Source organism: Streptomyces sp. NPDC001401 (assembly GCF_042895385.1).
Taxonomy (GTDB): domain Bacteria; phylum Actinomycetota; class Actinomycetes; order Streptomycetales; family Streptomycetaceae; genus Streptomyces.
The window spans coordinates 134,815-147,388 of sequence record NZ_JBIAWI010000024.1 but is presented as its reverse complement, the minus strand read 5'-3'; the positions used below and the strand labels follow the sequence as shown (position 1 = coordinate 147,388).

The 12,574-nt window shown below is 68.9% G+C and carries 11 protein-coding genes and 2 pseudogenes; 8 read left to right on the top strand and 5 right to left on the bottom strand.

Features of this window, described 5'->3' with window-relative positions; genetic code table 11:
- Positions 1 to 173 precede the first annotated feature (173 nt).
- Positions 174 to 368, top strand: coding sequence for a hypothetical protein (locus tag ACFY10_RS48545; protein ID WP_390671818.1), 195 nt, complete (start codon positions 174 to 176; stop codon positions 366 to 368).
- Between the two features lie 27 nt (positions 369 to 395).
- Here the strand turns inward: ACFY10_RS48545 and ACFY10_RS48540 are convergent, their stop codons facing one another.
- A complete protein-coding gene (locus ACFY10_RS48540) occupies positions 396 to 830 on the bottom strand; it encodes an ATP-binding protein (protein ID WP_390671817.1) in 435 nt (144 codons plus the stop codon).
- Positions 831 to 977: 147 nt separating this feature from the next.
- Between ACFY10_RS48540 and ACFY10_RS48535 the strand changes: the two genes are divergently transcribed.
- From ACFY10_RS48535 to ACFY10_RS48515, 5 genes are all read left to right on the top strand, one after another.
- Complete coding sequence (locus ACFY10_RS48535; RefSeq protein WP_390671816.1) at positions 978 to 1,745, top strand: IclR family transcriptional regulator; 768 nt, start codon at positions 978 to 980, stop codon at positions 1,743 to 1,745.
- 42 nt (positions 1,746 to 1,787) lie between these two features.
- Positions 1,788 to 3,302 carry a glycerol kinase GlpK gene (glpK, locus tag ACFY10_RS48530; RefSeq protein WP_390671815.1) on the top strand — a complete coding sequence of 505 codons (1,515 nt, stop codon included), beginning with the start codon at positions 1,788 to 1,790 and terminating at the stop codon, positions 3,300 to 3,302.
- A gap of 145 nt (positions 3,303 to 3,447) precedes the next feature.
- The gene (locus tag ACFY10_RS48525) at positions 3,448 to 4,077 is read left to right on the top strand and encodes a DUF6230 family protein (protein ID WP_390671814.1); all 630 of its coding nucleotides are present in this window, start codon (positions 3,448 to 3,450) and stop codon (positions 4,075 to 4,077) included.
- A gap of 219 nt (positions 4,078 to 4,296) precedes the next feature.
- The gene (locus ACFY10_RS48520) at positions 4,297 to 5,031 is read left to right on the top strand and encodes a DUF6230 family protein (protein ID WP_390671813.1); all 735 of its coding nucleotides are present in this window, start codon (positions 4,297 to 4,299) and stop codon (positions 5,029 to 5,031) included.
- Positions 5,024 to 7,138, top strand: a complete 2,115-nt coding sequence (locus ACFY10_RS48515) for a DUF6114 domain-containing protein (RefSeq protein WP_390671812.1) — start codon at positions 5,024 to 5,026, stop codon at positions 7,136 to 7,138. The genes ACFY10_RS48520 and ACFY10_RS48515 overlap by 8 nt, the downstream gene beginning before the upstream one ends.
- A 251-nt stretch (positions 7,139 to 7,389) precedes the next feature.
- Here ACFY10_RS48515 and ACFY10_RS48510 read toward each other — a convergent pair.
- The 4 genes and pseudogenes from ACFY10_RS48510 to ACFY10_RS48495 form a co-directional block, all read right to left on the bottom strand.
- Positions 7,390 to 8,041 (bottom strand): annotated as a pseudogene (locus tag ACFY10_RS48510) (transposase).
- A 93-nt stretch (positions 8,042 to 8,134) separates the two neighbouring features.
- The gene (locus tag ACFY10_RS48505) at positions 8,135 to 8,902 is read right to left on the bottom strand and encodes a transposase (RefSeq protein WP_390671811.1); all 768 of its coding nucleotides are present in this window, start codon (positions 8,900 to 8,902) and stop codon (positions 8,135 to 8,137) included.
- Between the two features lie 233 nt (positions 8,903 to 9,135).
- Positions 9,136 to 10,112 (bottom strand): annotated as a pseudogene (locus ACFY10_RS48500) (IS481 family transposase).
- Positions 10,113 to 10,249: 137 nt separating this feature from the next.
- The gene (locus ACFY10_RS48495) at positions 10,250 to 10,960 is read right to left on the bottom strand and encodes an SDR family oxidoreductase (protein WP_390671810.1); all 711 of its coding nucleotides are present in this window, start codon (positions 10,958 to 10,960) and stop codon (positions 10,250 to 10,252) included.
- An 89-nt stretch (positions 10,961 to 11,049) separates the two neighbouring features.
- Here ACFY10_RS48495 and ACFY10_RS48490 point away from each other — a divergent pair, with 89 nt between their 5' ends.
- Positions 11,050 to 11,643: a TetR/AcrR family transcriptional regulator gene (locus ACFY10_RS48490; RefSeq protein WP_390671809.1), complete on the top strand. Its 594-nt coding sequence runs from the start codon at positions 11,050 to 11,052 to the stop codon at positions 11,641 to 11,643.
- A 3-nt stretch (positions 11,644 to 11,646) separates the two neighbouring features.
- Entirely contained in the window at positions 11,647 to 12,468 is an 822-nt protein-coding gene (locus tag ACFY10_RS48485; protein WP_390671808.1) for an SDR family NAD(P)-dependent oxidoreductase, read from the top strand.
- The last annotated feature ends 106 nt before the right edge of the window (positions 12,469 to 12,574 follow it).

Genomic DNA, 12,574 nt, shown 5'->3' with positions numbered 1-12,574 from the left:
TCGCCCGTCCACAGTCCCCCCGTTCACCGAACGCGTCCCCCAACCGGTGGCGAAGACGAGCGATCCGCACCCATTTGCGCTCCGCGACCGAGATCAGTTTGCCCAGGCTGCAGAGCGGCTAACACCGCCGGTTCCCGCCGCATCTTGATTGGCCCGGCTGCGACGGCAAGGTGGTGGGCCACGAAGCCGTGCGCTACGACATCACCATGCTCGGCCAGCTCGGCGTCTTCCCTCCGGCCCCGCCCACCGCGCTGCACATGATCGCCTGGCGCATGACCGGACGAGCCGCATGTGCCGCCGCAGACGTGACCGCGCAAGCCGCTGATGCGGCCGCCCTGCTGCAGGACAACCCGGGCAGGGGTCGCTGACCACAGGGTCCGGGTCCTTTGTGAGCCTCAGCTCCGCCCGAACGGCAGCTCCGCCCACCGGCTGGTCCCGCCCGCGTGCACCTGGACGCCGCACCGGGTCGCCAGTGCGGTGACGATGCCGAGGCCCCGGCCGTGCTCGTCCGGGTCGAGGGCGGAGGCCGGCAGCCCCGCCGGGGTCACCGGCCCCATGTCGGTCACTTCGACGCGTACGGCTCTGCATCTGTCCACCTGGAGGTGGGAGAGGCTCAGTGTCGCCGGGGGCAGGGCGTGGACGATGGCATTGGTGAGCAGTTCCGAGACCACCAGCAGTACGTCTTCGGCGAGGTCTGCGGCCAGGTTCCAGTCGGTGAGGATGCAGCGGACGCGTCGGCGTACGGCCGAGACGGCCCCCGGGGTGTGCGGCAGCGGAAAGACGTGTGCGGCTTCCCCGCGAGGCGCGGCGTCGAGCTGCGCTGCTGTCATGTGTCCTCCTCGGAGAAGCGCCGCCGGCCGCGGGCCGGGCGGGGCGTGATGGCACGCTAAGGAGGGAATTGCGGCGGGTCAATGAACGGGGGTCGGCATTACCGAACGGCAGTCCCAAACCGGAAAAAGTCGGACTACCATCGCTTCATGGCCGGCCCAGTCCAGTCCATAGAGCGAGCGGCGGCGATCCTGCGCCTGCTCGCCGGTGGATCCCGCCGGATGGGGCTGGGCGAGGTGGCGTCGTCGCTGGGACTGGCCAAGGGCACCGCCCATGGAATTCTGCGCACCCTGCAGCACGTGGACTTCGTCGAGCAGGATCCGGCGACCGGAAAATACCAGCTCGGGGCGGCTCTGCTGCACCTCGGCACCAGCTATCTCGACGTGAACGAACTGCGCTCGCGCTCCATCAACTGGGCCGACGCCCTGGCCGCCCGCAGTGGGGAGGCCGTCCGGCTGGGTACACCCCTGGAGGGCAAGGTGCTCGTCATCCACCATGTCTTCCGGCCGGACGACACCCTGCAGACCCTGGACGTCGGCGCACTGCTGCCGTTGCACGCCTCCTCGCTCGGCAAGGTCCTGCTGGCCTTCGGGGTCACGCCCGTCGACGCCATGATGGAGGCCGCACCCGAGTCGTACACCCGGCACACCCTGGTCCACCCGGAGCAGCTCAACCGGGCGCTGGGCGAGATACGGGAACTCGGCTGGGGCGCCGAGGTGCAGGAAATGAGCATGGGCGAAGCCGGTATCGCGGCGCCGATCCGAGGACAGGGCGGTCTGGTGGTGGGCGCGATCGGAGTGTCCGGCGCCGTCGAGCGGATCTGCGACACCAAAGGCCGGCCTCAACCGGCCCTGATCACCGTGCTGCGCGAGGCGGCACGCGCGATCTCCAGAGACCTGGGCGCGGCCCGCTGGTAGGCCCCCAGCACCTCCGCGACACATCGGAAGGCAGGGCCGATCATGGTTGAGCGGTATGTGATGTCCATCGACCAGGGCACCACCTCCACGCGATGCATCCTGTTCGACCACAGCGGGCGGCTCGTGTCGGTCGCCCAGCGGGAGCACCAGCAGTACTTCCCCCGGCCCGGCTGGGTCGAGCACGACGCCGTCGAGATCTGGCGCAATCTCCAGCGCGTCGTACCCGAGGCACTGTCGAACGCCGGTGTGGACGCGGGACAGATCTCGGCCATGGGGATCGCCAACCAGCGCGAGACGACCGTGCTCTGGGACCGGCGGACCGGCGTCCCGCTGGGCAGGGCGATCGTCTGGCAGGACACCCGCACCGCCCCGCTCGTCGAGGAACTGAGGAAACAGCCCGGCGACGAGTTCTTCCTCGAACACTGCTGCCTGCCCCCTTCGACGTACTTCTCCGCGCCCCGCATCCGCTGGCTGTTCGACCACGTCGACGGTCTGGAGCGGCGAGCCGGGGACGGCGAGGTGCTGTTCGGCACGATCGAGAGCTGGCTGATCTGGAACCTCACCGGCGGCCCGGACGGCGGCCTGCACATCACCGACGTCACCAACGCCAGCCGCACGATGCTCATCGACATCCGCAGGCTGACCTGGGACGAGGCGATGATGGACTTCTTCGGGGTGCCGCGCCCGATGCTGCCGGAGATCCGCTCCTCGGCGGAGAGTTACGGCGAGGCCCGCGCCGTGCTCCCGGGCGTGCGCATCACGGCCGCCCTCGGCGACCAGCAGGCGGCTCTGTTCGGACAGACCTGCTTCTCGCCGGGCGAGGCGAAGTGCACCTACGGGACCGGCAGCTTCCTGATGATGAACACCGGCACCGACGTCGTACGGTCCCGGCACGGGCTCCTCACCACCGTCGCCTACAAGATCGGCGACCAGCCCACCGTCTACGCCCTGGAAGGCCCGATGGCCGTCACGGGGTCGCTGGTCCAGTGGTTCCGCGACCGGCTGGGCCTGATCAACAGCGCACCCGAGATCGAGACGCTGGCGCGCACCGTCGAGGACAACGGCGGCTGCTACATCGTCCCCGCCTTCTCCGGCCTGTTCGCACCCCACTGGCGCAGCGACGCCCGGGGCGTCATCGTCGGCCTCACGTCGTACATCACCAAGGGCCACCTGGCCCGAGCCGTCCTGGAGGCCACCGGCTGGCAGACCCGTGAGGTCGTCGACGCCATGAACGCCGACTCCGCGCTCGCCCTGAAGCAACTCAAGGTCGACGGAGGCATGACCTCCGACCACCTGCTCATGCAGATCCTGGCCGACGTGCTCGACGTTCCCGTCGTACGGCCCCTCGTCCACGAGACGGTGTCGCTGGGCGCGGCGTACGCCGCCGGCCTGGCGTCCGGCTACTGGCCCGACCTGGAGGTCCTGCGCCGCAACTGGCACCGGGCCGCCCAGTGGGTGCCGGACATGGACCCCGAACGGCGGGAGTGGGAATACGCCAGCTGGAAGCGGGCCGTCGAGCGGTCCCTGGGGTGGATCCAACCCCCGAACCACTCGTGACCCGTCGGCAGGTCCTCCGGTGCGAGTTCCGGTTGCCGATCATCAGACTGCAGGGTGCAATGAGGCTGTGGCCCGACGGCCGCAGCCGGCGGCGCAGGTGTTTGTCCCGCCCCCGTTCGGCCCCGCTTGAGCCGGGGAGGCAGTGATGACGTTCCCTGATCCCGCGGCCCGCCCCGCGGGGCACACCCGGTGGGCTCGGCTCGGCTTGGTGATGGTGCCGACGCTGGTGGTGTCCGCGCTACTCCTGGTGGCGGTCGGCACGGGCGTCCTCCCCATCTCGCTCGCCGTATCGGCACAGTCCATGGTGATTTCGGGACAGAACCTCAAGATCTCCGCCGACCGGCTGCAGGGCACCGGGTTCACCCAGTACGTCGGGATGGACCAGTCGAAGTCCGAGGCGTACCCGGAGGCCATCGCCGGCATCGATTCGGCCGACCTGTACAACCTGTGCCAGTCAATGGTCCTCAAACTCCCGGTCGTCGGTGATACCACGCTGCGGATCGGCGCCGGCGGGGGCGGCAAGCCGGCGCACGCGGACAATCTCGTCGTCCATACCGACGACCTCGGCGGCGACGCGGTGTTCAGCAACATCGTCATCGGACAGGACGCCTCGACCTTCAAGAACGGTCCCAGTGCCTCGGGAATCTTCGGACAGCAGGCCGACACCGTCCGCATCGATCACCTGCAGCAGTCGACCCGAGAGGTGAGAGCGGCGACCTTCCGGCTCACCGGTCTGCACCTGAGCGTGAAGGCGGGATCCAAGCCCTGCTACTGACGGCCCTCCCCCCTCTCCCTGGGCCGAGCGGGTGAAAGCGTCCGTCCATTGGGGTCCCCGGCCGATTCCCTGAGTCACCAGCGGGTCCCGCCGGAGTTGGCGATGCATACCGCCCGAAACTCGGGTATTTGGGGCTGCTCGGCCCGCTCATGGGCCGGCCCCGATTGTCTGACGGGGAGAGGGATGACAAGCAACGCCGACAGTGCCACCCAGACCGCCGTGAGCACACGTCTCACCGGCCACACCCGATGGAGGCGCCTGGCCGTCGTCATGGTGCCCACTCTGCTGGCGTCCGCAGCACTGAGCACAGCGGTGGCACGTGGCGCCCTGGCCGCGTCCTTCGGAGTGTCACCCAACTCGTTCACGGTCTCCGGCCAGAGCTTCCAGATCTCAGCCAGCACGCTCGACGGGCGCGGGTTCGTCCAGTTCGGTGTGCTGGACCGAGGCGCTCACGCCTCGTACCCCGAAGCACTTTCCGGCATCCGGTCCGCGGACCTGTACGACCTGTGCCAGTCCGTCGTACAGGACGTGCCCGTCCTCGGGCCCGTCACCCTGCGGCTGACCTCGGGCAGCGGAGGGTCTCCCGCGCACGCCGACCGGCTCGTCGCGGACAGCCACGACCTGCAGGGCGACGCGCTCTTCCACAACATCAACATCGGCCAGGACGCCGCCACCGTGCAGGGCGTGCCGGGCGTGCACGGCGAGTCCGGAGGCTTCGGCGAGCAGGCCGACACCGTCCGCATCGACGATCTGCGGCAGCAGACACGGTCGGTGAGTGCGGCGACGTTCCGGCTGCCGGGACTCCACCTGAGCGTGCAGGTCGGCTCGAACCCATGTTTCGATTCCGGTTCGGATCCATCAGACCACCACTCCTCTGACGGGGATCACGCAGACCACCACTCCTCTGATGGGGATCACGTAAGCCACCACACTCCGGGAGATCGACGTGAGTAGTGCGTGGCTGCGCCTCGGAGGCAGGAGGAAGGGAGAGGCCGACGGGCGGCGGCTTGGATGGTGGAACGCCTTCCACGACTGGCGGCGCAGCCGCCCCTTCTGGGCCGGGGTGTGGACGCTGTTGGCCGGGGTCGAGATCTTCTCCATCCCGTTCGCGCCGTTGCCGATCATGATGCATGAAGGCATCGCCGGCGTCGCGGGGTCACTCATGGGGATCTTCATGGTGGTCCTCGCGCTCAGCATGTGGCTGGCACCCGGGCACCGGGTGTTCGCGGGCATCGCGACCCTGGTGCTGGCCATCGCCTCACTCGTGCTCTCCAATTTCGGCGGCTTCCTGATCGGTTTTCTGCTGGGTATCACCGGCGGTGCGATGGCGGTGAGCTGGGTGCCGTATGCGCGGCCTCCGGTCCGGAGAGGGGTCTGGACGGACTGGGGTCGCGGGAACGGCTCCGACAGCCCCGGAGGATCGCCCGGCCCGGAGGGGCCGGGCAGCCCGGAAGGACCGGGCAGTACGGAGGGACCGGGCAGTTCGGGTGGCCCTGGTGGTTCGGACGGCCCCGGTGGACCTGGTGGCTCCGGCGGTTCCGATGAACCGGACGGCGGGGGAGGCGGTGCCGGAGGCCATACGGTCGGCGGCCGGCAAGCCCGCAGCAGCTCGCGCACGACCCGTTTGATCTCGCGCACCAACCGCATGCGGGCGCTCGGTGTCCTTCCGGTCGGCGCTCTGCTGACCGGCGGGCTGCAACCGGCCCCGGCGCACCTCCCCAGGATGGTGCCGAGCTTCGCCGAACCATCCAGCGTGCTCCGGGGCACCGCGGACGACAACGCTCCGCCGCGCCTGAGCGTCTGCTCTCTGCTCGACGGACTGCTGGCCGGGGCGGCACCCACCGCACGCGGCACCGGAAGCCGCACCGCATCGGGTGCCGAGCCGGGCCACGCACCGGACTCCGGGCCCGAGTCCGCTCAGCACCCCACGGACTCAGCCACCGTGCACGGCCCGCTGGGCCTGCACCCGTCCCTCGGCCCGCGTCTGCCGAAGCCGCGTACCGAGGCACACGACAAACGCCGGCCCAGACGCGGCCCCGACTCCGTCGAGCCTGCGCCCGCTCCCAGACATTCATCCGGAGCGGGCCTTCTCGGCTCGGTCGCCGACCTGCTCGGCCTGCACGATTCCCACGACGCACGCGGCGCACACGACAAGGGCACGGCTGCCCGGCGCGACCGTGCGACGCCGCGCCCGACCGGCCCCACGGGCACGCCCCAGCGCAGCAAGCCCGGCCACGCCGCCGGGCCGGGCAGCTCGGACAAGCAGCCGATTCGGTCCGGCGAGGCCGCCGGCAAGGTCGGCTCGCCGTCCCTCCTGACCTTGAACATCCCGCCACTGCCTGCCGACGGGCGGATGGACGGGCCGCTGTCGCTGCTGCCCCTGCACATCAATCTGGGCGGCCACTCAGGCAAGGACGAGCACTCGCGCTGGTGCCTTCCGCAGCCCTTGATCTCGCTCCGCCTCGGTGTCGATGCGGCCGCGTACGGCGTACGCACCGCCGCCCAGCCGTTCCGGGTCCGCAGCCCGCTGATGGTGCTCACCGGCCTGACCTATCACGGCATCACCGAGGTGCCGACGGCGACCGGCCCCGAGCAGGTCCTGGTCTTCACCGTGTCCCGGATCGACATTTCGAGCCTGCGCCAGACGGCGGCTCTCCTTGCCCCCCGCTGTGGCGGCAACCAGCCGCGGCCGCCGCTTCCGCCCTTCCAGGGCCTGCCCGGCCTCCGGCTGCCCCTGCTCGACATGGGCATTCCCGGTATCGGCCGCGTGGACCCGTTCGCCCCCGGCCCCTGGTATCCCTGCCAGGGCACGTTGGAGACGGACGGTACCGCCGGCACGACGGTTGCCACCGGTCAGCCCGTGGTCCTGCTGACCAAGATCCTCAGCGGGAACCTCCTCGGCCTGCTCCCTGTGACGTTCACCCCGAGCATGCCGCCACCGCTTCCGCCGGGGCTCACGCTGCCCATCCCGATCTTCTTTACGGACGTCACCGCGTACAACCAGTACCTCAGCGCTGACGAATTGGACGTACCCGGTCTCCACCAGACGGCGTCGCGCTGACTCTGTCGAACCAGGGAACCGATGGCCCGGCTCTCCACCGCGCGGATGGTCCTCATAGTTCCGGCGCGGCAGACCGGGACGGCTGCCCCAGAGCCCGTGCCTGCCGCCCGATCCCCGACGTCTCGTCAGGATCCCGTAAAGGCCGTCGGGTTCTGGGCATGTGGCCCAGTCGAGGTTGCGCCGTCGCCTACCCATAGGGGCTTGAGGCAGTAGGTGAGCAGGCACAACACCGCTAAGAGCCCGTAACACGATCATGGGCGGACCTTCTTGAGGCGTCTCCGGCAGATGAGGCCGCAGGCGGGTGAGACGAACGCGTCGTGCAGGTCGAGGCGTCTTTCCCAGCGGACGGCCAGGCGCTTGAAGTGGTGCAGGAGCGAGAAGATCTGCTCGACGACGTAGCGGAGCTTGCCGAGGTACTTGATGTTGGGGGCGCCCTTGCGGGAGATCACCGGCAGGATGCGACGCCTGCGCAGCTCGCGCCGGTTGGGGTTGCCGTCGTAGCCCTTGTCGCCCAGAAGTGCGTCTGGGCGCCTGCGCGGACGGCCTGGCTTCCCGGCGACGGACCGGTGGCCTCGCCCCCTTTTTTTTCGTGCGGACGTGGGAGGCACCCACGCAGGCCCGGGTCCATTCCAGGGCGTCAGCCGCGTGCAATTCGGCGAGCAGGATGTGATGCAGCTTCTCGAAGACGTCGGCCTCGTGCCATCGGCCCAGTTGGCGCCAGCAGGTCTGCCCGGAGCCGAACCCCAGCTCCAGCGGCGGCAGTTGCCAGCTGACGTCGTTGTAGAGCACGTACAGGATGGCTTGCAGGCACAACCGGTCATCCACCGGCTTCGGACCGGGAGCCTTCTGTGGCCAGGGCGGCAGCAACGGCTCGATCAACGCCCAGAGGTCATCGTCCACAATCCACGCTCGAACACTCCCACTCCCTCAAACGGCCGAATGATCACACCGGTCACGCACGTCCCGCTGTGGCAGCGGCGCGCGCATCTACGACGGTCAGGGCGACTCATCGGTGGCCGGGACACCTTCCAAAGGGAGACGATCGCGGTGGTACTCCGACTCCAACCAGTCCTCCCTCACGAAGACCGGCCGTGACATCCGCACGCCACCGACCTCCTGTGAGCGCAGAAGAAGCCCCAGATCGGTCAGGGCGAGGGAGTCATCGGGTGTGTACAACAAGCAACTCCCGTGCTTGGCGGCGTAGTCAAGGAGGAACTGGTGCGCCTGCTCCGGATCACGGCCGGCCAGCGCAAAGCCCGCCAGCAAGACCTGCGGACCCGTGACCGCATCCAGGGCAATGCACGCCAACTCGCCCGCGTTGTAGAACACCTTCACCCCGTCGGCGAAGTCTTCCTGCTCGCAGGGACCGCCCACCCGTTTCTGCGGCTCAGAGACCCGGAGCGCGTCGGCGACCTCGGCCGGGCTCATCCCGAACCGCAGTGGCCCCAGCCCGGCTCCGGGCAGCAACTCCCAGTGTTCCCGTCCCTCGCTTGCGCTCACGTGATCCGCCCCTTCAAAGACCATCCCCTGTGGCCCGGCATCGCGTGCGAGACCAGCGCCCAAAGTGCCACCTGAACTGACCGAGCACCAACTGATCCCCCAGGTCGTCTTGTCGCCGAGGGCCAGGACGTCGGCGAGGAGTTGGAGCAGTTCGGGTTCCTCGCTGGCGACGCGCCGCGACAGCAGCCGCTGGCCGCTTTCATCGATCGCGACGCAGTGGTGGCGGGTCTTGCCTGCGTCGATGCCGGCCCAGATCGCGGCCATGTGGTGCCTCCGTGCGGTGCTCTGTTGATGCCTTCCACGGACGACCTCGCTGTCGATTCCCTACGGAGCGATCATTCGCACTTCCCAATCTGGCGGCCGGGTCGTCGTGGGGCGCCGGGCGGCCAAGCCACTGCAGCCACGGACGGCAGCCAACTAAGAGCCACACCCGGCACCCCTGGGCGGCCCAACCCTACGAATGGCTCGACCATCCCGTCCCTGGAACGTAAGGCCAACTAGCTGTAGGAGGCCAGGACGTTGGTGACGTGGTCGGCTAGCCGAGAGGCCGGTGGCTGGCCCCCTGCTCCGCTGTGGGGGCGGTGGTAGTTGTAGTGGACGTTCCAGACGCCGAGGGCTGTACGGCGTTGATCTTCAGATAGCCAGGTGTGGGCGTAGAGGAATTCCTCGGCGATGATCCGGTTGTAGCGCTCTAGCTTGCCGTTGTGTCGCGGGGTGTAGGGCGTGATCCGCTGGTGGCGTGAGCCGAGGAGTGCTCGGGCGAACGCGTTGGCGCGATAGCAGGCTCCGTTGTCGGTGACGATCCGTTCGATGTGGGTGATGCCGTGGGCGGCGAACCATGCTCTCGCCCTGTGCATGAACGCGATGGCGGTTGCTGCTTTCTCGTCGGGCAGAGCCTCGGTGCAGGCGAGTCGGCTGAACCCGTCGACGGCGGAGTGGAGATAGATGTAGCCGCCGCGCCCGCTCTTCTTCTTACGACGCTCGACGTTCTTGGTCTGCTCGCTGCCGCGCCCGTGGGCTGCCGACCTTCTTCACATCGCCGTGGACCATGTGCCCGGGGCGGCGCGCGTTGATCTTCCGTGGCTCCCGGTTCGATTGGCCGTTCGGGTCGATGAACTTGCGGTGGTTCAGCCCGAGCGCGAGCAGGTGCCGTGACACTGTGCGGCGGCTGATCGTGACGCCCCCCCGTCTGGAGCTCGAATGCGATCCGGGACGCCGGCCATTTCTGGCTGCGCCGGAGGTCCTCGATCCGGGCCACGACAGCGGCGTCTGTCGCGGTCGGCTGGCGGCGCGGGGTTGAAGGGAGATCGTGCAAGCCGAGCTCACCGTGGCGGCGGTAGCGGTTGACCCACTTCGACGCGCAGGCGCGGGATACCCCCATCTCCGCTGCGACGTGGGCGATCGGCCGCGTCTTGCATCGCTCGACGAGTCGACGGCGTCCTTCGATGGATAGAGGTGCGTTGGCGTGCGTCACGAGAAGGCTCCTTGAGGCGGCGCAGAACGGGGTCGCGAGCAGCGGCTCGCGACCCCGTTCTGCATGCAGGCCATCACTTGCTCGCCGAAGCCGTTCCGTGTCACGACGGTGCGGCGGCTGGGCAATGGTGAGAAGTGTCAGGCGGTGAGGCGTGCGCCGCCGTCCGTTTCGATGACGGTTCCGGTGATGTTGGGGTTGGTGGCCAGCAGCACGATGGCCTCGGCGACATCCGGGGCGGTGGCTATGCGCTTGGTGGGCAGGGCGTCGGCGGCCTGCTTGAAGAGCGCGGATCGGTCCTCGGCGGCGAGTCCGTCCCACCAGGGCGTGTCGACGTATCCCGGCGAGACGGCGTTGACCCGGATCGGCGCCAGTTCGGCGGCGAGCGGTTGGACGAGCCCTTCGATGGCGGCGTTGAGCGAGCCGATCCCGGCGGTGCCGGGCAGGGCAGCCCTCGCTGTGACGGCTCCGACGAGGGTGATCGAGGCGTCCTCGCTGAGGTGAGCGAGCGAGGCCTGGAGTGCGGTGACGGTGGGCCAGTACTTCTCCTCGAACGCCTGCCGCAGGCCATCGATCGGCAAGTCACCGAGCGGGCCGGCGCCGCCCTTGCCGGCGAGGGTGATGACGAGGTGGCGGATCGGGGCGATCTTCGCCGCGAGCGCCGCGGCCGCCTCCGCGTCGGCGGCGTCGAGAACGTGCCCGTGGACGTCTCCGCCGATGGCCGCGGTTGCCCGGTTGAGCCGCTCTGTGTTTCGTCCGGCGATGTGGACCGCGTGTCCTCGGCTGGTGAGCTGTCGGGCAACCGCCAGGCCGACCCCCGACGTGCCACCGATTACGAGTGCAGTGGTCATGCCCACTCCTTATTTCGAGACGTGACGTCTCGCATGAGCGTAGCACCATTTCTAGACGTGACGTCTCGATAATGGTTAGGCTGACACGCATGACCGGCGCTACGACACCCGCCCGCGGCCGCAAGCGGAGCGAGCAGACGAGGCTGGCGATCCTCACTGCGGCCTACGAGCTCACGACCGAGGTCGGCTTCCCAGACCTCACCATCGAGGGCATCGCCGCCCGCGCCGGGGCAGGCAAGCAGACCGTGTACCGCTGGTGGCCCACAAAGGCGGACGTCCTGCTCGAAGCCCTGGCGCTCAAGGCAGATCTGAAGGTCTCAACCGCGGACCAGGGTTCATTCGACGCGGAGCTGGATGCGTTCCTGCGTGACTCCGCCGCCCTGATGGCCTTCCCAGGGGTGGTCCCCGTCCTGCGCTCCTTGATGGCCGAGGCGCAGCGCGACGCAGACTTCCGGCGCCGCTTCCAGGACGGCTTCCTGGCCAAACGCAGGGCCGCGCTCGAGACCATCGTCGAGCGGGCCGCAGCCCGCGGCGACAAGCCCGCTCACCTGACGGCAGCCTTCGCCGCCGACCTGGTGTTCGGCCTGATCTGGTACCGGGTCCTCGCCACCGAGCGCCTGCTCGGCCAAAACGACATCACCGCCATCCGACGACTGCTGAACGAACACCCCGGCGAGGAGTAGCGCATGCCCGATCGAACCATCGTCATCACTGGAGCAACCGACGGGCTGGGCCGCGCACTCAGCGGCGCCCTCGCACGCCAGCCCGCAACAACACTCATCCTCCACGGACGCAACCAGAGTCGACTCGACGAACTGGCCACCACGCTGGCCGATGCACCGGCCTCGATCCACACGATCCGGGCCGACTTCTCCGAGCTGGCGCAAGTACACCGCCTCGCGGACGAGATCACCGAGTTCACCGATCACATCTCGGTGCTGGTCAACAACGCCGGCATCGGCGGCGGCGAACCCGACGGGACCGACCGCCGACTCACCGTCGACGGGCACGAGCTCCGCTTCGCGGTCAACCATCTCACCCCGTTCGCGCTAACCCAGCACCTGCTGCCGCTGCTCGACCGCGGAGCCCCCGCCCGTATCGTCAACGTCGCTTCGATCGGCCAGGCCCCCATCAACTTCGACGACCCCACCCTCGAACACAGCTACTCGGGCATGCGCGCATACGGCCAGTCCAAACTGGCCATGATCACCACCGGCTTTGCGCTCGCCCGACAACTCGACCCGCACCGGATCACGGTCAACAGCCTGCACCCGGCCACCTACATGCCGACCAAGATGGTCCTGGACTCGGTCGGTTACAGCATCGACTCCCTCGAAACCGGCCTGCAGGCCACCCTGCGCCTCATCCTCGCCCCCGAACTCGACGGGGTGACCGGACAGTTCTACGACAGCACCCGTGCCGCAAAGGCACACGCCGACGCCTACGATCCGAGCATCCAGCAGAAGCTCTGGGACCTCAGCACCAGACTCACCAAGCGCCCCGAATAGCCCTCGAAGATCTAACGGCACTACCCGACACCTGTCGGCGCCATCAACCTCATGACCCGCAACAACTAGCGGACTCAGCGACAACTGAGCGCCCCAATCGCCGGCG

What these genes read in the sequence shown, in the direction of transcription:
- ACFY10_RS48540 (WP_390671817.1), bottom strand. Translation starts at nt 830, where the DNA reads ATGACAGCAGCGCAGCTCGACGCCGCGCCTCGCGGGGAAGCCGCACAC.
- ACFY10_RS48535 (WP_390671816.1), top strand. Translation starts at nt 978, where the DNA reads ATGGCCGGCCCAGTCCAGTCCATAGAGCGAGCGGCGGCGATCCTGCGC.
- glpK (WP_390671815.1), top strand. Translation starts at nt 1,788, where the DNA reads ATGGTTGAGCGGTATGTGATGTCCATCGACCAGGGCACCACCTCCACG.
- ACFY10_RS48525 (WP_390671814.1), top strand. Translation starts at nt 3,448, where the DNA reads ATGACGTTCCCTGATCCCGCGGCCCGCCCCGCGGGGCACACCCGGTGG.
- ACFY10_RS48505 (WP_390671811.1), bottom strand. Translation starts at nt 8,902, where the DNA reads ATGGCCGCGATCTGGGCCGGCATCGACGCAGGCAAGACCCGCCACCAC.
- ACFY10_RS48495 (WP_390671810.1), bottom strand. Translation starts at nt 10,960, where the DNA reads ATGACCACTGCACTCGTAATCGGTGGCACGTCGGGGGTCGGCCTGGCG.
- ACFY10_RS48490 (WP_390671809.1), top strand. Translation starts at nt 11,050, where the DNA reads ATGACCGGCGCTACGACACCCGCCCGCGGCCGCAAGCGGAGCGAGCAG.
- ACFY10_RS48485 (WP_390671808.1), top strand. Translation starts at nt 11,647, where the DNA reads ATGCCCGATCGAACCATCGTCATCACTGGAGCAACCGACGGGCTGGGC.